This window comes from Variovorax sp. OK212 (assembly GCF_900112425.1).
Lineage (GTDB): Bacteria > Pseudomonadota > Gammaproteobacteria > Burkholderiales > Burkholderiaceae_C > Variovorax.
Genome location: NZ_FOLP01000012.1, coordinates 1 through 24,613, shown reverse-complemented (window position 1 = coordinate 24,613; position 24,613 = coordinate 1). Strand labels below are relative to the sequence as shown.

The window sequence follows — 24,613 nt, the reverse complement described above, 5'->3', positions numbered from 1 at the left end:
CAGGAGCATGCCCGTGACAGCACCGGACTCATCGCAAACACCATCGAGGCGCCAGCTGTTCAAGGGATTGGGCGCAGCGACCCTCGCCGTCGCCGTCCTTCCCGGGTGCGACACCCGGCAGTCGGCGGCCGGACAAGGAGGGGCCACAGCAAGCAATCCGGCACCGGGCACCTATGCGCCACGGTTCTTCACCGCCGGTGAATGGGCCTTCGTCAATGCTGCCAGCGCGCGGCTGATCCCGAACGACGCATTGGGCCCCGGGGCTGTGGAGTCTGGCGTGCCCGAGTACATCGACCGGCAGATGGACACACCCTGGGCCACCGGCAAGCTCTGGTACATGCAAGGGCCATTCAACGCCGACGCACCGGCCACGATGGGCTATCAATCCCAGCTCACCCCGCAGCAAATCTATCGCCTGGGCATTGCCGCCGCCGACGGTTTCGTGCGGAAGGCGCAAGGCAAATCCTTCGTTCAACTTGCGGCGGACGCGCAAGACGCGGCGCTGCATGAGATCGAATCCGGCCAGGCCGTGTTCGAAGTCGTGCCGGCCAAGCTGTTCTTCTCGATGCTGCTGCAGAACGTGCGCGAAGGCTTCTTCGCCGATCCGGTGCACGGCGGCAACCGCGGCCTCGCAGGCTGGACGCTGATCGGGTTCCCTGGCGCGCGCGCCGACTTCATGGACTGGGTCGAGCGGGACGTGAAGTACCCGCTGCCACCCGTGGCCTTGAGTGGGCAGAGAGGCTGAGCATGGCCGGCAACACGATGAAGAAAGCCGACGTGGTGATCGTCGGCTTCGGCTGGACCGGCGCGATCATGGCCAAGGAGCTGACCGAGGCCGGCCTGAACGTGGTCGCGCTCGAGCGTGGCCCGATGCAGGACACGGCCACCGACGGCATCTACCCCAAGGTGCTTGACGAGCTCACCTACAACATCCGCCGCAAGCTGTTCCAGGACATCTCGCGCGAAACGGTGACGATCCGCCACGGCATGAACGACACGGCGCTGCCCTATCGGCAGCTGGGTGCCTTCCTGCCCGGAACCGGTGTCGGTGGCGCGGGGCTGCACTGGTCGGGCGTGCACTTCCGCGTCGACCCCGCCGAGCTGCGCCTGCGCAGCCACTACGAAGAGCGCTACGGCAAGAAGTTCATTCCCGAGGGCATGACGATCCAGGACTTCGGCGTCAGCTACGAAGAGCTGGAGCCGCATTTCGACTTTGCTGAAAAGGTGTTCGGCACCTCGGGCACCGCGTGGACCGTGGCTGGCAAGAACGTGGGCGAAGGCAAGGGCGGCAACCCGTTCGCGGCCGACCGCTCGCACGCCTTTCCGCTGCCCGCCCAGAAGCGCACGGTGTCGGCACAACGCTTCGGCGATGCCGCGGCCAAGATGGGCTATCACCCCTACGACCTGCCATCGGCCAACGCCTCCGGGCCATACACCAATCCGTACGGTTGCCAGATGGGGCCGTGCAATTTCTGCGGCTACTGCAGCGGCTACGTCTGCTACAACTACTCGAAGGCCTCGCCCAACGTCAACGTGCTGCCGGCGCTGCGCCAAGTGCCCAACTTCGAACTGCGCACGCATGCGCACGTGCTGCGCGTGAACCTCGCTGCCGATCGCCGCACCGCCACCGGCGTCACTTATGTCGATGCGCAAGGGCGCGAGGTGGAGCAGCCGGCGGACATCGTCGTCATCTGCGCGTTCCAATTCCACAACGTGCGGCTGATGCTGCTGTCTGGCATCGGCACGCCCTACGACCCGGCGACCGGCAAAGGCACCGTCGGGCGCAACTTCGCGTACCAGAACATGGCGACGATCAAGGCCTTCTTCGACAAGGACGTGCATGCCAACCCCTTCATCGGCGCGGGCGGCAACGGCGTGGCGATCGACGACTTCAACGCCGACAACTTCGACCACGGCCCGTTCGGCTTCGTGGGCGGCTCGCCGATGTGGGTCAACCAGGCCGGCGTGAAGCCGATCAGCGGCATCTCGTTGCCCGAGGGTGCGCCCGGCTGGGGCAGCGCGTGGAAGCAGGCCGTTGCCGACAATTACACGCACACGATGTCGATGGATGCGCATGGCGCGCACATGAGCTACCACGACAACTACCTGAGCCTGGACCCGACCTACAAGGACGCCTGGGGCCTGCCCTTGCTGCGCATGACCTTCGACTGGAAGGACAACGACATCCGCATGACCCGCTTCATGGCGGAAAAGATGCGCGGCATCGCCGAGGCTATGGGCCCGAAGGCCGTGCGCGTGTTCGTCAAGAACTTCGGCGAGCACTTCGACACGACCAGCTACCAGACCACCCACCTCAACGGCGGAGCGATCATGGGCACCGATCCGCGCACCAGCGCGGTCAACCGGTACTTGCAGAGTTGGGACGTGCACAACGTCTTCGTGCCCGGTGCGTCGGCGTTCCCGCAGGGGCTGGGCTACAACCCGACCGGTCTGGTTGCGGCGCTGGCCTACTGGTCGGCAAAGGCGATACGCGAGCGCTACATTGCGAGGCCTGCGGCACTGGTCTGACTCGGAAGTGCCCGAAAGAGACTCGAATCGATCGAGAGAGCAACCAGTTCAACGGCGCCTGGGTCTCCTGTGGATGCCCAGGGGAGCGAGCAGGTCAAGATTGATTGCTCCAGCCATGGCCGGGTAGCCGGCGCGGTTGGGGTGAAGAAAATCGATTGCGGCCGTACTGCTGTTCGCCTGGAACTCCGGCCGTAGTTGACCTGTGCTCGGATCAATGGTCACCGCGTCGAAGATTCCCGCGGTGCGAATGAAACTGTTGACCACCTGCCGGCGGGTGTTCAGTTCGGGCGTTCCATATCCAAGAGCCGGACTGCCCAAGCTTGAAAGGATAGTCGCTTGAATGATCTTCAAGCCAGGTCGACGTGCACGCATCATGGCCACGCCTGACTTGATCCCATTGACTACGGCCTCCGCCGAGGCCCCCGCATTCAAGTCGTTGATGCCCTCGAGCCAGATCACGGCACCGACTCCCGACAAATTCAGTACGTCGCGCTCAAGCCGGCTGAGGGCAGAAGGGCCACCCCCGGAGTCATTGAGAATCTGGTTACCACCGATGCCGGCGTTCACTCCTTATCGCATGTTACCCATTTGAGCACTTCCCTTTGGGCAACAGGGCTGCCAATGCATCGAGTTGCTGCGCTTGGGCGTCGATGGTCATTCGGCAAGGCTCGATGACCTGCGCCTCGACGCCGCAGTCTTTTGCGATTTCAGCCAAAGCGGCCATCCTTGGCGCGAAATGATGCAGGGCTTTGGCGATCGCGCCTCGCTCGCGGTCATCAACTTCCAGGCCTTCGACAATTTCCGTCCAGACGCGTTGCACCTTACCGTCGCTGGCTTGCCAGTGGCAGCTGCGCGGGATGATCTCCGGATCGAGGAACATCGGAGCAAAGTCGAAGAGGGGTGTGAGCTGCACCGTTCCGCCCGGCAGCCGCTGCACAGCCGTGTTGCGTGCGTGGTTGTCGGTGTTGCGCATCGCTAGGTTCAGGACGTCGCGCAACATGAATTCGATCGTCTCGCCAAGCGGATCGGTTACCACGGTCCGCAACCCCCGCAGCAGCGTCTGCTGGCTCTTGGGAAGTCCGAAACCGCGCAGGTCGCAGACACTCGCCAGGCTTTCTTGATGCAAGCGGTACAGGCGGCCCTCCACCAGCAGTCGATCAAAGCGACGCAAGAACAGCACATCGCCGTGAAGCTCTGGCGCCGAGGTCGCGCGCAGCCCGCACGCCTCCGCCAAGCGTAGGTAGGCGCCTTCGTTTCGCAGCACTGTCCGATCCGCTTTGCTCTTGCCGCGCGGCAGCTTGAGAAGCCAGTGAGCGCGCGCGCGTTCATCGGGCACCGTCATATCTGGAAACCAACGCCCCTCTTCATCGGTGCTCAGAAGGTACTTTGGGGATACGCCCTGGACACCGGTAGTACCGGATGCCAGCATCGCATGCGTCGACAGATGGTTCAGGAACTCCTCGCTGTGACCGAACACTTCTTCCACCGAGAAGCCGGTTGTCGCCGTTGTGTCGGGGTTGTGCTGTGCTTCCTCATGAAAGAACTGAAGCGCCGAGTCGAGTCTCAAGCAGCCGATGGGATTGAAAGCGCCGGCCATGACGAGTGGCAGGACCAGGTTCTCCGCGTCCTGCAGTCCTAAGCGCTGGAGAAGGTACTTTCTCCCCTCGCCTTGTGGAGCAAGGTCATAGAGGAATGCACTGGCTCGCCGATCTACCTCCTGCCCGGTCGGGCCGTCCACGAACCTGTCCGGCTCCAGGGCGAGGGGCAGGCCCGACGCGATAGGTACCGGGTCGTCTACGCCGAAGACGTACTCCGGAAGATATTCCACGCGGCAACGGTCAGAGCCCAGGGCCTGAACGGTGGCAGCGGCGTGCCATTCGCCGCGCAGATGGATCTGAACGATCGCGGTCTCACGCACAGGATTGGACATCGATGACAAGCCCAGGATCGAAATCCTTGTTCTCGAATTGCCCCTTCCGGTTCAAGTACCCGCGCGGGTTGCACACCACCCGGCATGTGCCGACTTCGTAATTGAAGCTGTCATGCGTATGCCCATGCACGAAGAGTGACGGGACCGTGAAGAAGTCGGGCGGCATCTCGTTGACGAATCCACCCGAAAGCCAGTCCCCAGCGAACCGGGGCGCCAGAGAGTTGCGGTGCGGCGCGTGGTGGGTGACGACCGCCGTAGACCCGTTGAATGGCTCAGACAGCTTCGCGCGTAGCCACGAGCGGTGCCGCCGATGGATCTCCAAGGTGTCCGCCGGCACCAAGCGCCGCGTGCCGCGGGAGTTGGAGGTCTGCGGGTCATCGATGCGGATGGCGGAGTAGTCGGCAAGGTAGCGCGCGCTCTCCGTCATGGAGCGCTGGCGATCGGACAGCCGACGCACGGGCTGCCCCGCGAAGCCTGGATTGTCGATGCGCAGGCGGAAGTCAGTCCACAGAGTGCAGCCAAGGAAGCGCACGCCGGCGATCACGACCTCGTCGCAATCGAGAAAGTGGATGCCGAGTTCCTTGGCGCGGCTTCGCATCTCTGCCAGCTCTCTGTCCATCACTGACTGGTAGTACTCGTGATTGCCAGCGATCTGAATGATTGGCTTGCCGCGAAACCGGTCCGCTGCCCACTCGAGGGCAGCCGCTGCTGGCGAATGGATGTCACCGGCGAGGATGGCGACATCGAACTGGAGATCAGGTGCTAGCTCGAAGGGGGCGAACTCGAGATGAAGGTCTGAAAGAACCAGTACTTTCATCGAGACGCCTCTTCGAAGCGATCCCGAAGCGCCGCACTCGCCTTGTCGTCGAATCCAATGAACGACCCGCAGACGACCAGGTGATCCTTGTACCTGTCGAACTGCCATGCGGCGTCATCGAGTGCCACCCATGGCTCACCGACGGCATCATGAAGCTGCAGCCAGGCGAGGATCTCTCCTTCGCGATGGGCGAATGGGTGGGGAAGCCCGAATTCGCGAGGCGGTGTCGCGCCAATGATCCGAACTCGAATGTCATCGGAGAAAGGCTTGAGCAAGGTCCGATAGGCAAGCTGTTCGCGCCAACTCGAGCTGATGACGATCCTCACATGCGGGAATTCGCGCAGCAGTGCCTCGAGCCGGGGCAGGAAACAGAAGTCGACGCCGCCGTTGTGGATGTGGTCCTCCCCTTCGGGATGGAGCACGCCGTCGAAGTCGAGGAACAGGATCACTCCGGACCTCCCAGCCGGCTTCCGCCAAGTGGCCACGTCAGGCACGAGCCCATGTCGGCGTCGAAGGCGCAGAAGGGCGTCGCGGCGTTGATCACACGACCCCGCCGTTTTGAATCGCGTTGAGGATCGATCGCACCTTTTTCGAACCGCCTCCGGCGGCGAACGCTGCTGGCGTTTGGCCATCGAGCCATTCGTGCGGTTTGTCCAGCCATACTCGGGCCTCTGCGCCGAACACTTGCTCAGCGAGATTCAGCAAGTCTTGTGAAGGACTTCCCAACCCAGTTTTCTCGTGCGGATCCCGTGGCCATGCTAGGTACGAGCCCATGTCTACCCCGAAGGCGCGAAACGGTCCCGCAGCGGGCATCAAGCCCTCCTCGGCGTAATTTATGTTCTGGTGATGATGGCCATGTACCACCAACAGAACGCCGAGCTTCTCGGCAAGCTCGTCGATCACCCGCCAGCCGTGCGGATGAGCCGAAGGCGCTTCGTGCGTCACCAGGATGTTGGCAGGACCGCTCCGCAGTAGGTGTTGGTAGTCGGCTGGGAAGATCGACGATCGGTGCCGACGCGAGATGCCGTCGCGCCAGCGCTCTTCGCGCTTCATGGTTCGGCGCATGGCATCGCTCGACTGGAACGCAGCTTCCTCAATCGGCCGTCGCGGATCCCAGATCTTGCTGCGGAAGACGCCGCCCAGGCCCGCGACCCTGTACCCGGCGACGGAGATCACACGGCCATCGAGATTTCGATGCGCGAGCTTCGATCCCCACAGGTTGTCGTAGGCGGCGTCCGAGCCCGAGTCCGTATCGTGATTCCCATGGATGAACCAGATCTCGGTGAGATCCAGGATCGGCTTCAACTCGACGTGCAGAGGCCGGCGCGCCTGGATGTCACCTAGCAGCACGATCGCCTCAGGCCGAAAGCGCTCGACCGCGGCGATCACCGGATCGAGATCGCCGTGCGGGTCGCCGAAGAACATCAGCTTCGGCTTCGACTGGTCGTGTTCGGATCGCGCGTGGAGGTCCGACGAGATATGAGTTTTCATCTCATGTGCGTCGAAGTGACGACAGTGCATCGGCCAGCCGCGAACCGAATGAAGTGCGAGCGCAGCTCCTGGAAGCTATCTTGATCGAACGCGCGTTGGGGATCGGTGAGCACGAGCCGCGCGAAGCCCGCTTCAAAGCTCCCGGGCCAATCGTCAAGTGCGACCCACTCTGCGTCATGGCTGCCGTTTCCATAGAGCCAGGCCTGGATCTCTAACTGGCGTCGGTGTCGGACGACGACACTTGGGTCAATCTGCGGCGTCGCTCCGATGATCCGGTGCCGGATGTCATCGCTGAAATACTGTTGCAGTTGCTCGATGCTTTCGGCCAGTCGCCAATCCGACGAGATGACGATATCGACAGACCTGAACTCGCGCAGGAGCTCTTCCAGCCGCGGCAAATGACTGAAGAACCTGCTGCTGAACGAGTAGTCCGCGCCGACAGGATGAAGAACACCGTCTACATCCAGGAACAGCAGATCGCTGGAGTCACCGGCGCGGCCGGGGGCGTCGTGGATCGGCATCGCTTTCACCATTGAGACCTCGCCCCCAGCAGAAACAGTGGTGTCTTATAGGTCGGCGATCTGCGTGGGATTGAGGCGCTTGATTTCCTGACTACGGCCGAGTCGCCAAGGAACATCAATTTGGGCAGCGTGCCCAAGGGAGAGAGGAGGAGAAAACTGATTCGGCTGAACATTCTGGGCTCCTAGATGGAGCCAAAAATGTCAGCTCCTTAAGACTGGGGAACGAGGGCGAGAAGAGGCGATGCCACCACTGCTATTCGGTTCGCCGACTGGCCTGAACATCCCGAGCGAATCACCACGCGCATAACCACACCTGCATCGATGCTGACGCATTTGGCGGTAGTGGCCGAGAGCTTGAACATGGGGGATTCGTAAAGTCAAAAGTGATCTATGCCGAGCCATCTTAGCTTCTGACACTGCGTGCACGCAACTGGTCGATGACGATTCCCCACTCTTCTTCTGCGCCAGGTGGAAATGCTGCCACCCTCCGATCAAATGACATCGCCGCTCTTCTTGTAGAGGAAACTATTTCGCACACATGATTTTTTAATTTTTCATGCGCACTTTAATTACTCCGTGAAGTAGTACGGCACGGAGCAAATAACTCAATGGTGACAACGACTCAGCCATTCCCACACAGATGACGTTGCACAAGTATGGTGGTGGAAGAAAGCCGACTTAGGGGCACCGAGTTAGATGGCGTTCGCAACTTGATCGCTAGGTGAACTACACGAGGGAAAGGGCTGGTTCGTGCCGCAGCCCAGTTGAGCGCTTTGACTGCAGACCGCGACTCATGGCCAAGAGCAGAGGGCCATCACTCGCGACGTTCGCGAAGAACTGCGGTGGGTGAAATCCGCTCGAAACATCCCGCAGCTCGCTGAGTGGAATCGGCTTTGCAAGCCTGCAGGGCTCCTTGAGGTTCAGGGCAAACGCCGTCGGCAACCCCGAGAAGTAATCGAAAAATTCACGGCGCTGAAGGCCAGAGACCGGGCCGAAACGATTCCAGAGCGTGCTTGGTGCAAGCGTGTGGACGCCCGCCACCTTGGCGCATCCGATCACGCTGCCAACCGGCACTTTCACATAGAACCAGACAGTCGCACCGATTGCGACGTGCATGGGGCGACGGCGCAGCTCGACGGTCTTTGTTCCATCAAGAATTTTTTCCGCGTGCCGCTCTTCAAGAGAGATCAGGACGTTCTGCGGAGCGCTCATGTTGGAGTCCTTCAAGGAGAATGTTTCGGATTTGATCAGGAGTGAGTGGACGACTCGTGAGCAATTGGGTTGCCTGGCCACAACCGAATCGTCGGAGGCTTTCGAGCGGCACCGGATGCGGCAACTTCATCAGATTGTCGAAGACGACCACGGCTTTGGTTTCAGATTTTCCGATCGCCACGAGGTCGCTTGGTTCCAGCGCGGATCGCTCCAGGTCTGCTCTCTCGACGGCGCCTTCTGAGCTCAGGTACGCATTTATCACTCTTGCGATTGCGACAACGGCCTTCAGTCCCTTACCCTTGTTCGACTCGTAGAAGAGCATGAGACTGCCGCGCTGGAACACTTTGAGCGTCCTGGGAGCACTCAGGTAGTGGCGCTGTTGATACAGCAACGCTTTGCCATGCGGGAGCAGTTGCATCTGATCGAGGTGATCGAGAAGATGCTCGGAATAATCCCGCTGAATCGGCACGAGCACACCCGGTCTGCCGGCCATGCAAATCAATGCCGGAGAGAGCAAGGTTTCCAGGGCGAAGGTTGTCAACTGCGTACGCTGGCCATCCGGGCGCTGCAGCTCGAAGTATTGGTCCGCATCCCGGAAAGTGGGCATCGCTTTCGGGAGCCCAATCTCACTCACCTTCAACAGTTCGGCGCGCAGTGCGGCCCAGTTCTCGGGAACAAGAACACCGTTCAATGAAACCTTGTTCAGCTCCTGCGTCTTGTCTGTGCCAGTGAAACCGACTTCCAACGCGATTTCTCTCACTGAAGCCTGTTGCGGGGCGAGGTTCAGACGAACGCGCTGAACCTGCTCCTTTGCTCGCCCCGTGAGGTGAACGATCATCAGGCGTGCAGCATCCTTGGCACATGCCGAGCTTTCATCGATCGCGATGAAGGCATCGCATGTACTACCCCGGAAGCTGCTGGGCCACATGAGATAGCCGATGACGCGCGGTCCTTCCAGCACGATGTAGCGATGGCATGCTCTGTTGCGTCCATCATCCGCAGCCCAATGGCTTGACTGGCCGCTCACCGAGACGCCCAGATCGGTCAACAGGGCTCGAACACCCTGCTCCTGACCCGATGCAAGCTCTTCCAGATCCAATGTGACTCGGGTACTTGCAGTGATGGCACCGATCCCGGAATCCAGCTCCCCAAGAATCTTGAAAGCTGCGGGAGAGAGAACCTCGATCCCGTAGCGGATGCGCAGCATCGCTGCGGCATCACGGATCGAACCATCGCTCGTGACCAGACCCGCAAGATTGTGATGAATGACAGTCGCGAGATGGCGCAAGTCCGACAGGTCGTTCTTCGTCAATTTCTCTGCCGCATGGCGCTCCGGGAACACCATGGGGCCGATTTCTTTGACGAACTGATCCCAGTCATCGCCTGAAGGTGCTGCGAACTTCGGAAAGATTTGACCCAGGCCTTGCATCGGATCCGTTTTGCCGCTGGTCGCCGAGCGGGCTAGTTCGGCATCGAACTCCGTGCTCAGTGCCAAGCGGCAGACACCTAGACGCTCGAGTGCAAACAAGTCGACGACGTCCTGATGTCGCGCCCTCCGCGGTCCAAGGTCGAACAGGACGTTGAGGTCCAGCAGGTACAGCTTCGTCGCAGTCGCGGGGTCGACCGCCAGGCCAAGCGGATCTCGGTGCGTCAGCCCGCTCGTCGCAAAGAGCTGCTGGGTCGGCAGTTCGTGGCTGCGCAGGACCAGAGTTCGGCCGCGGGTTTTTCCGCCCGGAGTTGTTCCATGGGCATAGAAGTCCTGGCTTTGCCAGAACTCCTGCGACATGCGTAGGTCTTCGGCGACTCGAGCCCCGATGGAGATGTAGTTGAGTCCCGCCAAATGACTCTTGAGGAAATCCAGTTGCTTCTTTGCGACTCCCTGCCGGCGGTAGCTGGAAGACACATGGATTTGCATGATATGCCCGCGCGGGAACGTGGTGGCGAACAGCAGATGTCCAGCGTAGCTGACCTGATCACCCTCACGAGCGAGCGTCACGATCAGCTTCTCGCTTATCGCGGCTTCTTCAAATACCTTGAATGGAAACCACCCCAGTGCTGCCCGATCGCTCTCTGCTGCCTCGACGACTTGCCGCACGTATGGAATCACGTCCTGGCGCTTCAAAAGCAGCTCTATTGCAAGCTTCTTTGTTCCCATGCAGTTCCCCCTCCACCTTTGTCTGGCGATGAGGTCGACTGTATCGAATTTGTTACGCACGTTTTCGTTAGGCGGGCGAGGCCCCCTCAATGAAGGTAACGGCCGACCATAGGCGCCTGCGAGGGGGACTGTGTCTTCCGATATCGGTCTTCTCTCCGATTGCACAGTTTGCCAAGCTCGACCAAGCGCCCCCGCGCTCGGCACTGGCCTGCGCGCGCTCGGCATGAATTCGGTAGTGATGGTGGCTGGACGCATTTTTACTGTATTTATATACAGTATATTACACCGAACGCTACAAAGTCCTTGTCAGCTTGGGTCAGAGAGTGCAGGCGTAGAGATCGGAAGCATCGACCCATTCGACTTTCCTGCGATGCCTCTGGTGTTGTCGGAGAAGTATGTGTAACTGCGGTCGCATCGACAGATGAAAACAGCCATTCGCTACTAGGCGCAGCGAACTCCCCAGCCCCGCGACGGAATCGTCGACATGGCGACGCACTTTATTTTCCCGACGCACTTTATTGAGCATCAGCACCGCATCAGGGAATCTACGGATATATGATTTCCCGAATGCTCTTGATTGCGTGCAGTTTTTGTATACAAATAACGCATTCGAAATCCGATGCGAAATTTGCGTCAGGAACGGGTCTCGAATCCCTACTCACTCGCACGAGGAAAGACCATGAGCACAGTCGTCAGCCAAGCCCCCGCGGGGGCAAGCGAAGCCGGCATTGCGCCGCACGCGGAATCGAACGCCCTCATCAAGCCCGGCTACCACCCGCGCCTGACCAACGAGGACCTTGCGCCGCTGAAGAAGCAGACCTGGGGTCAATACAACATCTTTGCGTTCTGGATGTCCGACGTGCACAGCGTGGGCGGCTACATCACGGCCGGCAGCCTGTTCGCGCTGGGGCTGTCGAGCTGGCAGGTGCTGGTGTCGCTGCTGGTGGGCATCGTGATCGTGCAGTTCTTCTGCAACCTGGTGGCCAAGCCCAGCCAGGTGACGGGCGTGCCCTACCCGGTGGTGTGCCGCGCGCCCTTCGGCGTGCTGGGCGCGAACATTCCGGCCATCATCCGCGGACTGATCGCGGTGGCCTGGTACGGCGTGCAGACCTACCTCGCGTCGGCCGCCTTCATGGTGCTGGCGCTGCACATGTTCCCCAGCCTCGCGCCGTACGCCGACGTGGCGCAGCACGGCTTCGTGGGCCTGTCGACCCTCGGCTGGGTCGCCTTCATGGTCATGTGGGTGCTGCAGGCCTTCGTGTTCTGGCACGGCATGGAAGCCATTCGCAAGTTCATCGACTGGGCCGGCCCGGCCGTGTACGTGGTCATGGCGGTGCTGTGCGGCTGGCTGGTGTGGAAGGCCGGCTGGAGCAAGATCGACCTGAACCTGGGCGGCATCAAGTTCCAGGGCTGGGACGCGCTGCCGGTCATGCTCTCGGCCATCGCGCTGGTGGTGAGCTACTTCAGCGGCCCGATGCTCAACTTCGGCGACTTCTCGCGCTACGGCAAGAGCTTCGACGCGGTGAAGAAGGGCAACTTCTGGGGCCTGCCGGTGAACTTCGTGTTCTTCTCCCTGCTGACCGTGATCACCACGGCGGCCACGCTGCCGGTGTTCGGCGAGCTCATCACCGATCCGGTGCACACCGTGGGCAAGATCGACAGCACCACCGCCGTGGTGCTGGGCGCGCTGACCTTCATGATCGCCACCATCGGCATCAACATCGTCGCCAACTTCGTCTCGCCGGCCTTCGACTTCTCGAACGTGGCGCCGCAGCACATCAGCTGGCGCACGGGCGGCATGATCGCCGCGGTGGGCTCGGTGTTTCTCACGCCCTGGAACCTTTACAACAGCCCCGAGGTCATTCACTACACACTCGACGTGCTGGGTTCGTTCATCGGTCCGCTGTTCGGCATCCTGATTGCCGACTTCTACATCGTGCGCAAGCAGCGCATCGACGTGGACGCGCTCTACACCATGAGCCCGAAGGGCGAATACTGGTACAGCGGCGGCTACAACCCGAAGGCGATCCAGGCGCTGGTGCCCTCGGCGCTGGTGCCGATCCTGTGCGTGATGGTGCCGACGCTGCGCGGCGCCGCCAACTACGCGTGGTTCATCGGCATGGGCCTGGGTTTCATCCTGTACGTGCTGCTGAACCGCAACCGCAAGACTTGAACTGAAGAGATAGAAAGAGAAAGGGCCACGCCGTGCGCATCAAGATCATCAACCCCAACACCACCTGGAGCATGACCGAGAAGATCGGTGCCTGCGCCCGCGCGGTGGCGCACCCCGGCACCGAGATCGTGGCCGTGAGCCCGGCCATGGGGCCGGTCTCCATCGAGAGCCACTACGACGAGGCGCTGGCCGTGCCCGGCTTGCTGCAGGAGATTGCGGCGGGCGAGCGCGACGGCATCGACGGCTACGTGATCGCGTGCTTCGGCGACCCGGGCCTGAAGGCCGCGCGCGAACTGGCCAGCGGCCCCGTGGTGGGCATCGCCGAAGCCGCGATGCACCTGGCCAGCATGATCGGCAGCCGCTTCAGCGTGGTGACCACGCTGGGCCGCACCATGGGACAGGCCTGGCACCTGGCCGAGATCTACGGCATGGAGCGCTTCTGCGCCAACGTGCGCGCCTGCGAACTGCCGGTGCTCGAGCTCGAGGAGCCGGGCTCGAATGCGCGCGAGCGCATCGTCGAGGAATGCCGGCGCGCACTGGCCGAAGACGGCTCCGACTGCATCGTGCTCGGCTGCGCCGGCATGACCGACCTGTGCGCGCACATCGAGCAGGTGCTCGGCGTGCCGGTGGTCGACGGCGTGGCGGCGGGCACCAAGCTCATCGAGTCGCTCGTCACGCTGAAGCTGCGCACCAGCAAGCGCGGGGAGTTGGCGAAGCCGCTGCCCAAGACGATGATCGGCGCGCTCGAGGGCTTCACGCTGCCGCGCTGACCCCTTGGGACAGGGTGTCGGCGTCCAGCGACTTTCCATGACTTCAATGCACAAGATTGCCGGGATCGCCAGTGACGGCACATGACCCCGCGTTCGCCGACGGGGACGCGGTTCATGTCTGGGCATGCCGCACGGACGACCCTCGCGTGCTCGAGGGCGCATCGGGGCCGAGTGCGGTTCTGAACCCGGAAGAGATCGCGCAAAGCGCGCGATTTTTCTTCGCGAAAGACAGGCGCCGCTACCTGGCCACGCGCTCGATGGTCCGCCATGTGCTTTCACGCTACATCCCCCTCGCGCCAGCCGAATGGCGCTTTCGTGCCAATGCGCATGGGCGTCCGGCCATCGCCAACGCACACGCGCTGGCGCACGGCCTCGATTTCAATATTTCCCATACGGACCATCTGATCGCCATCGGCGTGGCGCGCAACCGCCGCATCGGGCTGGACACCGAGTTCGTCGCGCGTGACGCTCCTTTCGAAGTCACCGAAAGCTTTGCGCCCGAAGAGCGAGCGATGCTGGCCAGCGTGGACGACGCCGGCAGGGCCGCACGATTCTGGGAGCTCTGGACCTTGAAGGAGAGCTACATCAAGGCTCGCGGCATCGGCTTGTCGCTGCCCCTCGACCAGTTCAGGTTCTCTTTCGATTCACCGGGCATCCGCTTGCACCTTGACCCTGCGGTGACCGACGACGCGCCCGAGCGCTGGCAATTCGGCCTGGGGGCGCTCGACGACAACCACCGCCTTGCCGTGTGCGCGGAACGACGTGGCTCCGGCGATACGGCATTCGTCTTCAGGCACCTGTACGACCCGGACTGGTTCCGGCAGGCGGGCTGGCGCGCCGGCCAGCCAGGAATGTTCCCGGCAACGCACCTCCATCCAGGCGAGACGCCTTCACCTGTGGATCGCGCAACGCGCTAGGCCACAATCCGCGCATGCCCCGCGCCAGCTCCAAAACTCCCACGACCCCGGCCCGTCCGGTCACCCCCGCCGCGCCCGCTCCGGCCGAAGCGGGCGTGGCCCCGGCCGACAAGAACAGCTCCATCGAAAGCATCGCCAACGACATCGCCACGGCGATCGTCGAAAAGCGCCTGCCCCCTGGCACCTGGCTGCGCGAAGAGGCCCTGGGCCGGGTCTATTCGGTGAGCCGTACCAAGGTGCGCGCGGCGCTGCTGATGCTCTCGAAGGACAAGCTGATCGAGATGATTCCCGACAAGGGCGCCTTCGTGAGCCAGCCCACGGTGGAAGAGGCGCGCGAGGTGTTCGCGGTGCGACGCATCCTCGAGAGCGAGGTGGTGCGCCTGTTCATCGCCAACGCGCGGCCGCGCGACTACCAGGTGCTGGAGCAGCACATCAAGTTCGAGCGCGCCGCGCTGCGCCAGACCACCACCATGGGCACGGTGCGCGAGAAGCTGCTGGGCGACTTCCACGTGGCGCTGGCCGAGGCCACGGGCAACCGCACGCTGGCCGAGCTGGTGCGCGAGCTGGTGGCGCGCAGCTCGCTGATCGCCATGCTGTACCACTCGTCGAACGACCCGCATTGCTCGTCGGACGAGCACGCGGAGTTCCTGCGCCTGTGCCGCAAGGGCGACACGGAGGCCGCGGTGACCAGCATGACCGAACACCTCGAACGCATCGAGGCCAGCCTCGAGCTCGGCACCGACAAGCCCGACCGCCAGCTCGACCTGGTCAAGGCGCTGCTGGCCTGAAGCCCGGCCCGCGCATGGCACCGCAGAAGAACCTCGGCCTCGCGCTGCGCCAGATGCGGCTGCTGCGCGGCATCAAGCAGACCCACTTCGCGCAGCTGATGGGCGTGAACCAGGCGACCGTGTCGCGCTGGGAGCGCGGGCAGCTGCCGCTCTCGGCGGCGCAGCAGGCCGCGGCGCACCGCCTGCTTGCGGCGGCGTGCGACTCGGCGCAAGACGCCGCGCTGAAGCGGCTGGTCGAGTCCTCCACGCGCAAGGTGCATCTGATCTGCGACCGCACGCACCGGCTGCTGGCCGCGTCGGCGCCGCGCCAGGCCGAGTGGCGCGCGGACGCCGCCGAGTTCATGGGCCGTTCGCTGATCGGCTATGCCTCGCAGGAAATCCTCGAGGCCGAGGCCACGCTCGACGGCCTCGGCTGGCATGACGGCGAACTCGCGTCGCTCGAGATCGCGACGGGCGCCACGCAAGACCCGCTGATGCCGATCCTGTCGGGGCACGTGCTGTGGGAACGCATCGCGCTGTCCAGCGGCCGCGCGGGGCGCATCGTCACGACCGTGGCCTGACGGCCACACCCTCGCTCGAAAGCGCGCGTGCCCGGGACGCGGCCCGAGCGCTTGTCATACAAATGCCTCATGCTGCATCCCGGACGGGCTCCGCATTCCTGCGGCAGCACCATGGACGACCATTTCTACAGCATGCCCCGGCAACTTCGGCACAGCGACGCTCCCGCCTCGCATCCCGCAATATTTCCTTTCTTCCAACCGATCGTGGACCTTCGCCGGGGCACGGTCTTCGGCCATGAAGCACTGATTCGCGGACCCGCCGGCACGGCGCTGCACAGCCCGCTGGCGCTGCTGGCACTGGCGGCGAACGAATCGCGGCTGACCGAGTTCGAGCTGCATTGCGCCGAAGTCATCCTCGCCGAGTGGGGCCGCCAGGCAGAGCCCGGCCGGCTCTTCGTGAACATGAGCGCGGATGCGCTCACCGCGGCAATGAGCGAGGCGGGTGAGATGAGTGAGGCGGGTGACGTCAGCGAGAGCAGCAGCGCGGGCTCGCCCTGCTGGCTCGAGCGCATGCTGGCGCAGCACGGCGTGGCGGCGCGCGACGTCACCATCGAGCTCACCGAGCAGCGGGCGGCCGGCAATCCGGAGGCGCTGCGCCAGGCCGTCAAGGCCTTGCATGCGCTGGGCGCGCGCGTGGCGCTCGACGACTTCGGCGAAGGGCATTCCAACCTGCGGCGCTGGAAGGAGCTGCACCCCGACTACGTGAAGATCGACAAGCTGCTCACGCAAGGCGTCGCCAACTGCCCGCAGAACGTGGAGCTGGTGCGCACCATCGTCGGCCTGGGCAATGCGCTGGGCACCGAGCTGGTCGCGGAAGGCGTGGAAGACGCGCAGGACCTGCGCGTGCTGCGCGACCTCGGCATCGCGCACGGCCAGGGCTACCTCTTCGGCCACCCGGCGCCCGCCCTGCAGCCGGCCTTGCCCGAGCCGGTGGCCGCGGTGATTCGCGACACCCGCATCGCGGTGATGCCGCACGCCGCCCAGCCTTCGCAGCCCAACGTGCTGCGCAGCCTCTCGGTGATCCAGGCGCCGGCGCTCAGCCCGCTCACACCTGTCGACGAGGTCTCGGCCACCTTCCAGGACCACCCCGAGCTGCATGCGCTCGCGGTGGTCGACCAGGGCACGCCCGTTGCGCTGATCAACCGCCGTTCTTTCATGAACGACTACGCGCGCATGTACTTCCGCGAGGTGCACGGCCGCCGCCCCTGCCTCTCGTACGGCAGCGACACGCCGCGCATCGTGGAGCGCGAGGACAACGTCGAAAGCCTCATGGGCATCCTGATGTCGGAAGACCAGCGCTACCTGAGCGAAGGCTTCATCGTCACGCAGAACAAGCGCTACGTGGGCCTGGGCACCGGCGACCAGCTCGTGCGCGCCGTGACCGAGGCGCGCATCGAGGCCGCGCGGCACGCCAACCCGCTGAGCTTCCTGCCGGGCAACCTGCCCACCAACATCCACATCGGCCGGCTGCTGGAGGGCGGCGCCGACTTCGTCGCCTGCTACGCCGACCTGAACAACTTCAAGGTGTTCAACGACCACTACGGCTACCGGCGCGGCGACGAGATGATCCTGCTGCTCGCGCGGCTGGCCACGCAGCACGCCAACGCGCACCGCGACTTTGTCGGCCACATCGGCGGCGACGACTTCCTGGTGCTGTTCCAGAGCCCCGACTGGCAGCAACGCTGCGCCGGCGTGATCGACGACTTCAACCGGCTGGCGCGCGACCTCTACGACGAGGCCGACCGGCGCGCCGGCGGCATCGAGGGCGAAGACCGGCAGGGCGTGATCCGCTTCACGCCGCTCACCACGCTGTCCATCGGGGCGGTGCGCATTCCGCCGGGCATGTTCAGGCACGCCGAAGACGTGGCCAGCGAGGCGGCCATCGCGAAGCACGAGGCCAAGCACGCGGCGTCGGGACTCACGGTGCGCGAGGCCCGCGTCCGGGGCTGATCCTCGCCGGGTCCGCGCATAACTTATGCGTGGACCGCGCCGCCACCCGGCGGTAGTCTCGCGGCCATGACGACCCTGATCACCGGCAGCGCCGGCCACCTCGGCGAGGCCTTGATGCGCACGCTGCGTGCCACCTCGCAAGATGCACGCGGCATCGACATCGCGCCCTCCCCGTTCACCGACCGCACCGGCTCCATCGCCGAGCGTGCCTTCGTTCGCGATGCCATGAAGGGCGTGCGCGCCGTGGTCCATGCGGCCACGCTGCACAAGCCCCACGTGGCAACGCACAGCCTGCAGGACTTCGTCGACACCAACATCACGGGCACGCTGGTGCTGCTCGAGGAAGCAGCGGCGGCCGGCGTCGAGGCCTTCGTCTTCACGAGCACCACCAGCACCTTCGGCGCGGCGCTCACGCCGGCCGAGGGCATGCCCGCCGCGTGGATCACCGAGGACGTGACGCCGATCCCCAAGAACATCTACGGCGTGACGAAGACCTCCGCCGAGAGCCTGTGCGAGCTGTTCCATCGCAGGCAGCGCCTGCCTGTGGTGGTGCTGAAGACCTCGCGCTTCTTTCCGGAAGACGACGACGATGCCGTCGCGCGCAGTCTCCATGCGCTGGAGAACATGCAGGCCAACGAGCTGCTGCACCGCCGCGTCGACATCGAGGACGTGGTCGATGCGCACCTGCTCGCAGTGCGGCGCGCCAGGGCCATCGGCTTCGGCCGCTACATCGTCTCGGCCACCACGCCCTTCACGCGCGATGACCTGCCGATGCTGCGCGAGAGCGCGCCGCGCGTGCTGCACCGCCTGTTCCCTGACTGCGAGGCGCTCTATGCAAGGCAGGGATGGACGTTGCCCGCGCAGCTCGACCGGGTGTATGTGAATGCGCTGGCGCGGCGCGATCTCGGGTGGCGGCCGCGCCACGACTTCGCGCATGTGCTGCAGTGCCTGCGCGAAGGCCGCGACTTTCGCAGCCAGCTGGCACGCGACGTGGGCATCAAGGGCTACCACGCGCGGGCCTTCGCGCAGGGCCCTTATCCGGTGGCTTAGCAGCCGGTTACAAGCCCCCCAGGCGGATGCGGGTTTACCTGAGTCCGGATTGTCGCATTAATTGTATACAGTTTCGCGTACACAAACAGGGTGCGCGCATGGCAAGCCGTGTCGCCCGCCTTCCTTCTCGCAGCAGCTGGAGCCCAACGATGACGGCCGACAACTCCCTCTCCCAAGTCCACCCCGTGGACCAGCGCCTGCCTTCGGGCAAGCTCGCGGCCCTCGGCCTGCAGCACGTGCTGGTGATGTATGCGGGCGCCGTTGCGGTGCCGCTCATCGTCGGCCGCGCGCTCAAGCTCTCGCCCGACGAGGTGGCGCTGCTGATCTCGGCCGACCTGTTCTGCTGCGGCATCGCCACGCTGATCCAGGCGCTGGGCGCCACGCAGTTCTTCGGCATCAAGCTGCCCGTGATGATGGGCGTGACCTTCGCGTCGGTCGCGCCGATGGTCGCCATCGCCAATGCCAACCCGGGCCAGAACGGCGCGCAGCTGCTCTTCGGCGCCATCATCGGCGCGGGGGTGGTGTCGATACTGATCGCGCCGCTCGTGAGCCGCATGCTGCGCTTCTTTCCGCCGGTGGTCACCGGCACCATCATCGCGGTCATCGGCATCAGCCTGATGCGCGTGGGCATCAACTGGATCTTCGGCAACCCGGTGGGCCCGACGGCGCCCGCGCTGGTCGACCCGGTGTATGCCAGGTGGCTCGCCGAGGTCACCTCGCCCGGCAGTTCCATTCCCGCGGTGCCCAAGGGCTTCGCGATCATGCCCACCGTGCCCAACCCCAAGTACGCGGACCTCTCGGGCTTCGGCGTGGCCGCGCTGGTGCTGGTGTCGATCCTGCTGATCGTGAAGTACGCCAAGGGCTTCATCGCCAACATTTCGGTGCTGCTGGGCATCGTCATCGGCGCCGTCGTGGCGTCGGTCACCGGCCTCATGACCTACGAGAAGGTCGGCCGCGCCGCGTGGGTCGACATCGTGCTGCCCTTTCACTTCGGCATGCCGCAGTTCGACCCGATCCTGATCCTCACCATGACGCTCATCATGATCGTGGTGATGATCGAGTCGACGGGCATGTTCCTGGCGCTCGGCGAAATGACCGACCGCAAGATCAGCCAGAAGGACCTGGCGCGCGGCCTGCGCACCGACGGGCTGGGCACGCTCATCGGCGGCATCTTCAACACCTTCCCGTACACCAGCTTCTCGCAGAACGTAGGGCTGGTGGCCGTCACCGGCATCAAGAGCCGCTACGTGTGCGTGGCCGGCGGCGCGATCCTGATCGTGCTGGGCCTGCTGCCGAAGATGGCCGCGCTGGTCGAGTCGCTGCCCACCGTGGTGCTCGGCGGCGCGGGCCTGGTGATGTTCGGCATGGTGGCCGCCACCGGCATCCGCATCCTGTCGGGCGTGGACTTCAAGACCAACCGCCACAACGCGATGATCGTCGCGGTGTCGATCGGCGTCGGCATGATCCCGCTGATCGCACCCAACTTCAAGCAATGGATGCCGCACGCGATCCACTCGCTGATCGAGTCGGGCATCCTGCTGGCGTCGATCGTGGCCGTGCTGCTGAACCTGTTCCTCAATGGCGCGAAGCACGACGAGCAGGCCGTGATCGCCGCGGCCAAGCAGGCCGAGGCGCATTGAGCTTTTTCTAGATCGTCTCTAGATCATCGCCAGCGGCGCCTTGCGCCGCGGCGGCGGGTGCAGGCGGTCCAGCTCGGCCAGAGTCGCCGCATCGAGCCGCAGGTCGGCCGCGGCCAGGTTCTCTTTCAGGTGGGCGCCGCGCACCGCCTTCGGAATCGCCGCCACGCCGGGCCGCGAAATCACCGCGGCCAGCGCCAGTTGCGCCGCTGTCACGCCGAGCCGGCCGGCCAGTTCACCGAGCCCCTCGTCCGCCGCCAGCGCGCCCTGGTCGATCGGGCTGTAGGCCATCAGCGGCATGCCGCGCTCGCGCTGCCACGGCAGCAGGCTGAACTCCGGGCCGCGCTCGCCCAGCGACAGGTACACCTGGTTCGCCGCGCAGCCGGGGCCGTCGCCCATCGCGTGCATCAGCGCCTCCATGTCGTCGGTGTCGAAGTTGCTCACGCCCCAGTGGCCGATGCGCCCGTCGGCCACCAGCGACTGCATCGCGGCGACGGTGTCGCGCAGCGGATGATTGCCGCGCCAGTGCAGCAGGTAGAGGTCGACGGCCTCGAGCCCCAGCCGCTTCAGGCTGCGCTCGCAGGCTTCGCGCGTGCCGCGCCGGCTGGCGTTGTGCGGGTAGACCTTGCTCACCACGAAGAGCTCTTCGCGCCGCACGTCGCCCGCGCGCAGCGCTTCGCCGACGGCCTGGCCGACCACCGTTTCCGCGCCGCCTTCGCCGTACATCTCGGCGGTGTCGATGAGCCGGTAGCCGAGCGCGATGGCCTCGCGCACCGCCTTCACCTCGGCCGCGCGGCGGCCCGGGTCTTCGCCCATGCGCCAGGTGCCGAGGCCGAGGACCGGCATCGCGCCGCCGGTGGGGAGTTGGAGTGTTCGCATCGGGCCATGGTACGGACGCCCACGGCGGGCGCAAGCCCCGTCAGTCCGCCGCCAGCGGCAGGCGCACCGTGACCCGCAGGCCGCGCTCGCCGTCACCGTCGGCCAGCTCGGCCTCGCCGCCGTGCGCCAGCAGCACCGACTTCACGATGGCCAGCCCCAGCCCGCTGCCCGACTGCGTCTGGTCGGGGTTGCGAAAGAAACGGTCGAACACGCGCTCGCGCAGGGCCGGCGGAATGCCCGGTCCGTGGTCGGCCACGCCCAAGATCGCGTGTCCTCCATGCTCTTGGCTCCCCGCCTCGCGCGAGAGGCACACCGTCACCGTGGCCCCGTCCGGGCTGTACTTGATGGCGTTCTCCACCAGGTTGCCGACCATCGAGATCAGGCTCTCGCGCTCGCCGCACATGGCCACCGGCGCGTCGCAACGAAAGTCCAGCACGATGCCGCGCGCACGCGCCAGGCTCTCGACCAGCTCCACCCGTTCGCGCACCAGCGCGCCGAAGTCCAGCTTCACCGGCAGTGCGCGCTGCGGCATCTCGTCGCTGTGCATCAGTTGCTGCAGCTGCGTCACCAGACGCGCCGCACGGTCGTTGCTGCGCAGCAGGTTGGCCATGAGTTCGCGCTGGCCTTCGTCGGCGGTCTGCGCCTGCAGTGCCTCCACGTTCACGCGCATCGCATCGAGCGGCGTGCGCAGTTCGTTGGCCGCATCGGCGATCAGCCCGCGCTCGCGCGAGGTGCGGTCGCGCACGCTGCGCAGCAACCCGTTGATGCTGCGCACCAGCGGCTGCAGTTCCTTGTGGGCCGGCTCGAAGGACAGCGGCGTCAGGTCGGCCGGGCCGCGCGCGGCGGTCTCGCGCGTCACCTCGCGCCATGGCCGCAATGCCAGCATCACCGACAGCCAGGCCGGAAACACCAGGAACGGCAGGCTGATGGCGAGCGGCAGCAGGTAGTACACGCGGTTTTCGACGGTGATGTTCAGCCGCAGCGAATGCGGCTCGGCCAGCAGCACGCGCGTGTCGAGCAACGGCGACACCATGGTCCGCGCGCGCCACACGCGGTTTCCGGCGCGAACGCGCTCCACCGGGCCGGGCGCAGAGGTCTGCATCACCGGTGCCGTGGCGCTCGAGGTGTAGATCAGCCGGCCCTGCTGCCACACCTGCATGATGGGCGCCCTGTCCGAGCCGGACGTGAAATCGCCCGAGGTCTCGAGCAGCGCCATGTCGAAGGCCTTCAGCGTGTCCTGCTGGCGGGCCGGGTCGTGCGCGAGGCTCTGCGCCGTCTCGATGATGCTGACGAAGACCTTGTCGAAGCGCACCAGTTCCGGCGTGCGGTTCGACTCGTACAGGAACAGCCCCACGGTGCCGCACCACAGCAGCGCGGCCACGGCGACCTGCGCCAGCAGCAGGCGCCGCACCAGCGAGGGCTGCAGCCAGTGCCGCACGCGCCGCGCGAATGCCTGCATGACGACGGTCCAAAGCTTCATGGGTCTCCTGGCCGCGGTCTCCCCGGGGGAGCGCTGCGCGAGCGCGTGGAGTATCCGGCGGGCCTGGGCGCAAAGCTTCAGAAAACCTTCATGAATCCGCCGCCGACGGCCGCTGCGCGTGCCATTGCCGGCCCGCCTGGCCTTCTAATTTTTAGAAGTCAAAGTCAGTTTCGTGACACAAAAATCCCAGCGCATCTTGAGAAACCCGTCTGCGACGCCTTCTGATTTTGTCAATGCGCTTTGGGTGCCAACCCCCTTCGGCTGTGTGCCTCTCGCTCCTAGAATTTTTGCCTGGCTCGGCGTCACGAGCGCCGGCGCCCCATCGAAACGAACTTGGAACAGGTTGAGTCAATGCAGAAAAAGCACAGGATTGCCGTCATTCCCGGAGACGGCATCGGCGTCGAGGTCATGCCCGAAGGTTTGCGCGTGCTCGACGCGGTCGGCCGGCGCTTCGGCATCGACTTCTCCTACGACCATTTCGACTGGGGTTCCGACCACTACGTGCGCACCGGCCTGATGATGCCGGCCGACTGGGCCGACAAGATCCAGGGCCACGACGCCATCTACTTCGGCGCGGTGGGCGCACCCGACAAGGTGCCCGATCACATCGCGGTGTGGGGCCTGCTCATCAAGATCCGCCGCGACTTCGACCAGTACGTGAACCTGCGCCCCGTGCGCCTGATGCCCGGCGTGCCCGGCCCGCTGGCGCACCGCAAGCCCGGCGACATCGACTTCCTGGTGGTGCGCGAGAACACCGAAGGCGAATACACCTCGGTGGGCGGACGCCTGTTCGAAGGCACGCCGCGCGAAATGGCCATTCAGGAGGCGGTGTTCACCCGCGTGGGCGTGGACCGCATCATCGAATACGCGTTCGAGCTGGCCAGCCGCCGCAAGCGCAAGAACCTGGTGGCCGCCACCAAGTCGAACGGCATCTCGGTGACCATGCCCTACTGGGACGAGCGCCTGGCCGAAATCGCCAAGCGCCACCCCGACATCGCGACCAGCAAGTACCACATCGACATTCTTTGCGCGCACTTCGTGCAGCACCCCGACTGGTTCGACGTGGTGGTCGCCTCCAACCTGTTCGGCGACATCCTGTCCGACCTGGGCCCGGCCTGCACCGGCACCATCGGCATCGCGCCGTCGGCCAACCTGAACCCCGAGCGCAAGTTCCCCTCGCTGTTCGAGCCGGTGCACGGCTCGGCGCCCGACATCGCGGGCAAGGGCATCGCCAACCCGATCGGCCAGATCTGGTCGGCCGCGATGATGCTCGACCACCTCGGCAACAACGACCCGGTGTACGCGCAAGCCTCGGCCGCGGTGGTCTCTGCCATCGAGACGGTGCTGAGCGAAGGCCCGCGCACCCGCGACATGGGCGGCACGGCCAACACGGTGGACGTGGGCCGCGCGATTGCCGACTGCATCTCGGCATGACGCCCTGCCCATCCCTTCGCGGCCGGGGAGACTGAGATGGGCCTGTTCCTGCTGAAGCGTTCGCTGACGCTGCTGGGCACGCTGGTCGGCGCGTCGGTCATCGTGTTCCTCGTCCTCGAGATCCTGCCCGGCAACGCCGCGCAGATGCTCATGGGCCCCGACGCATCGCCCGAGGCCGTCGCGGCGCTGGCCACCAAGCTCGGCCTCGACCTGCCGGCGTGGACCCGCTACTGGCACTGGATCGGCGGCCTGCTCACCGGCAACCTCGGCGACAGCTACGCCTACAGCTCGCCGGTGCTCGACCTGATCCTGGAGCGCCT

At 64.8% G+C, this 24,613-nt stretch carries 21 protein-coding genes and 1 pseudogene; 12 read left to right on the top strand and 10 right to left on the bottom strand.

The window, feature by feature from the left end:
- Positions 1-7 precede the first annotated feature (7 nt).
- Both BM004_RS27315 and BM004_RS27310 read left to right on the top strand, forming a co-directional pair.
- The gene (locus BM004_RS27315) at positions 8-745 is read left to right on the top strand and encodes a gluconate 2-dehydrogenase subunit 3 family protein (protein WP_093218237.1); all 738 of its coding nucleotides are present in this window, start codon (positions 8-10) and stop codon (positions 743-745) included.
- Positions 746-747: 2 nt separating this feature from the next.
- Entirely contained in the window at positions 748-2,529 is a 1,782-nt protein-coding gene (locus BM004_RS27310) for a GMC family oxidoreductase (protein WP_218152736.1), read from the top strand.
- A 48-nt stretch (positions 2,530-2,577) separates the two neighbouring features.
- On the opposite strand, the gene BM004_RS27305 is transcribed toward BM004_RS27310, so the two are convergent.
- From BM004_RS27305 to BM004_RS27270, 8 genes are all read right to left on the bottom strand, one after another.
- On the bottom strand, positions 2,578-3,096 hold the full coding sequence (locus BM004_RS27305) for a GDSL-type esterase/lipase family protein (protein ID WP_093218235.1): 519 nt from the start codon (positions 3,094-3,096) through the stop codon (positions 2,578-2,580).
- A gap of 13 nt (positions 3,097-3,109) precedes the next feature.
- Positions 3,110-4,459 (bottom strand): type II toxin-antitoxin system HipA family toxin, encoded by a 1,350-nt coding sequence (locus tag BM004_RS27300; RefSeq protein ID WP_093218233.1) that lies wholly within the window; start codon positions 4,457-4,459, stop codon positions 3,110-3,112.
- Complete coding sequence (locus BM004_RS27295; protein WP_093218232.1) at positions 4,440-5,276, bottom strand: metallophosphoesterase; 837 nt, start codon at positions 5,274-5,276, stop codon at positions 4,440-4,442. The genes BM004_RS27300 and BM004_RS27295 overlap by 20 nt, the downstream gene beginning before the upstream one ends.
- Entirely contained in the window at positions 5,273-5,725 is a 453-nt protein-coding gene (locus BM004_RS27290) for an HAD domain-containing protein (RefSeq protein ID WP_093218420.1), read from the bottom strand. The genes BM004_RS27295 and BM004_RS27290 overlap by 4 nt, the downstream gene beginning before the upstream one ends.
- Before the next feature lie 91 nt (positions 5,726-5,816).
- Positions 5,817-6,767 carry a metallophosphoesterase gene (locus BM004_RS27285; RefSeq protein ID WP_093218230.1) on the bottom strand — a complete coding sequence of 317 codons (951 nt, stop codon included), beginning with the start codon at positions 6,765-6,767 and terminating at the stop codon, positions 5,817-5,819.
- Positions 6,764-7,288: an HAD domain-containing protein gene (locus BM004_RS27280; protein ID WP_256220072.1), complete on the bottom strand. Its 525-nt coding sequence runs from the start codon at positions 7,286-7,288 to the stop codon at positions 6,764-6,766. Before BM004_RS27280 ends, BM004_RS27285 begins: the two co-directional genes overlap by 4 nt.
- A 726-nt stretch (positions 7,289-8,014) precedes the next feature.
- On the bottom strand, positions 8,015-8,500 hold the full coding sequence (locus tag BM004_RS27275) for an ASCH domain-containing protein (protein ID WP_093218227.1): 486 nt from the start codon (positions 8,498-8,500) through the stop codon (positions 8,015-8,017).
- Positions 8,466-10,655: a GNAT family N-acetyltransferase gene (locus BM004_RS27270; protein ID WP_093218225.1), complete on the bottom strand. Its 2,190-nt coding sequence runs from the start codon at positions 10,653-10,655 to the stop codon at positions 8,466-8,468. Before BM004_RS27270 ends, BM004_RS27275 begins: the two co-directional genes overlap by 35 nt.
- 679 nt (positions 10,656-11,334) lie before the next feature.
- Here BM004_RS27270 and BM004_RS27265 point away from each other — a divergent pair.
- The 8 genes from BM004_RS27265 (at position 11,335) to BM004_RS27230 (ending at position 20,503) form a co-directional block, all read left to right on the top strand.
- The gene (locus BM004_RS27265; protein ID WP_093129977.1) at positions 11,335-12,828 is read left to right on the top strand and encodes an NCS1 family nucleobase:cation symporter-1; all 1,494 of its coding nucleotides are present in this window, start codon (positions 11,335-11,337) and stop codon (positions 12,826-12,828) included.
- 32 nt (positions 12,829-12,860) lie between these two features.
- A complete protein-coding gene (locus tag BM004_RS27260; RefSeq protein ID WP_093218224.1) occupies positions 12,861-13,598 on the top strand; it encodes an aspartate/glutamate racemase family protein in 738 nt (245 codons plus the stop codon).
- Between the two features lie 146 nt (positions 13,599-13,744).
- Positions 13,745-14,515 carry a 4'-phosphopantetheinyl transferase family protein gene (locus BM004_RS27255; protein WP_093218222.1) on the top strand — a complete coding sequence of 257 codons (771 nt, stop codon included), beginning with the start codon at positions 13,745-13,747 and terminating at the stop codon, positions 14,513-14,515.
- 14 nt (positions 14,516-14,529) lie between these two features.
- Complete coding sequence (locus BM004_RS27250; protein WP_093218221.1) at positions 14,530-15,303, top strand: GntR family transcriptional regulator; 774 nt, start codon at positions 14,530-14,532, stop codon at positions 15,301-15,303.
- A gap of 14 nt (positions 15,304-15,317) precedes the next feature.
- A complete protein-coding gene (locus tag BM004_RS27245) occupies positions 15,318-15,863 on the top strand; it encodes a helix-turn-helix domain-containing protein (RefSeq protein WP_093218219.1) in 546 nt (181 codons plus the stop codon).
- A gap of 111 nt (positions 15,864-15,974) precedes the next feature.
- Positions 15,975-17,813, top strand: a complete 1,839-nt coding sequence (locus tag BM004_RS27240) for an EAL domain-containing protein (protein WP_371287260.1) — start codon at positions 15,975-15,977, stop codon at positions 17,811-17,813.
- 66 nt (positions 17,814-17,879) lie between these two features.
- Positions 17,880-18,863 carry an NAD-dependent epimerase/dehydratase family protein gene (locus BM004_RS27235; protein WP_093218217.1) on the top strand — a complete coding sequence of 328 codons (984 nt, stop codon included), beginning with the start codon at positions 17,880-17,882 and terminating at the stop codon, positions 18,861-18,863.
- 149 nt (positions 18,864-19,012) lie between these two features.
- Complete coding sequence (locus BM004_RS27230) at positions 19,013-20,503, top strand: nucleobase:cation symporter-2 family protein (protein ID WP_093129983.1); 1,491 nt, start codon at positions 19,013-19,015, stop codon at positions 20,501-20,503.
- 18 nt (positions 20,504-20,521) lie between these two features.
- Here BM004_RS27230 and BM004_RS27225 read toward each other — a convergent pair whose 3' ends face one another.
- Positions 20,522-21,379, bottom strand: coding sequence for an aldo/keto reductase (locus BM004_RS27225; RefSeq protein WP_093218216.1), 858 nt, complete (start codon positions 21,377-21,379; stop codon positions 20,522-20,524).
- Between the two features lie 40 nt (positions 21,380-21,419).
- Positions 21,420-22,859, bottom strand: coding sequence for a sensor histidine kinase (locus BM004_RS27220; protein WP_093218214.1), 1,440 nt, complete (start codon positions 22,857-22,859; stop codon positions 21,420-21,422).
- Between the two features lie 351 nt (positions 22,860-23,210).
- Between BM004_RS27220 and BM004_RS27215 the strand changes: the two genes are divergently transcribed.
- Positions 23,211-24,293, top strand: a complete 1,083-nt coding sequence (locus tag BM004_RS27215; protein WP_093129986.1) for a tartrate dehydrogenase — start codon at positions 23,211-23,213, stop codon at positions 24,291-24,293.
- Between the two features lie 36 nt (positions 24,294-24,329).
- Positions 24,330-24,613, top strand: a pseudogene (locus BM004_RS27210) (ABC transporter permease); the annotation flags it as partial.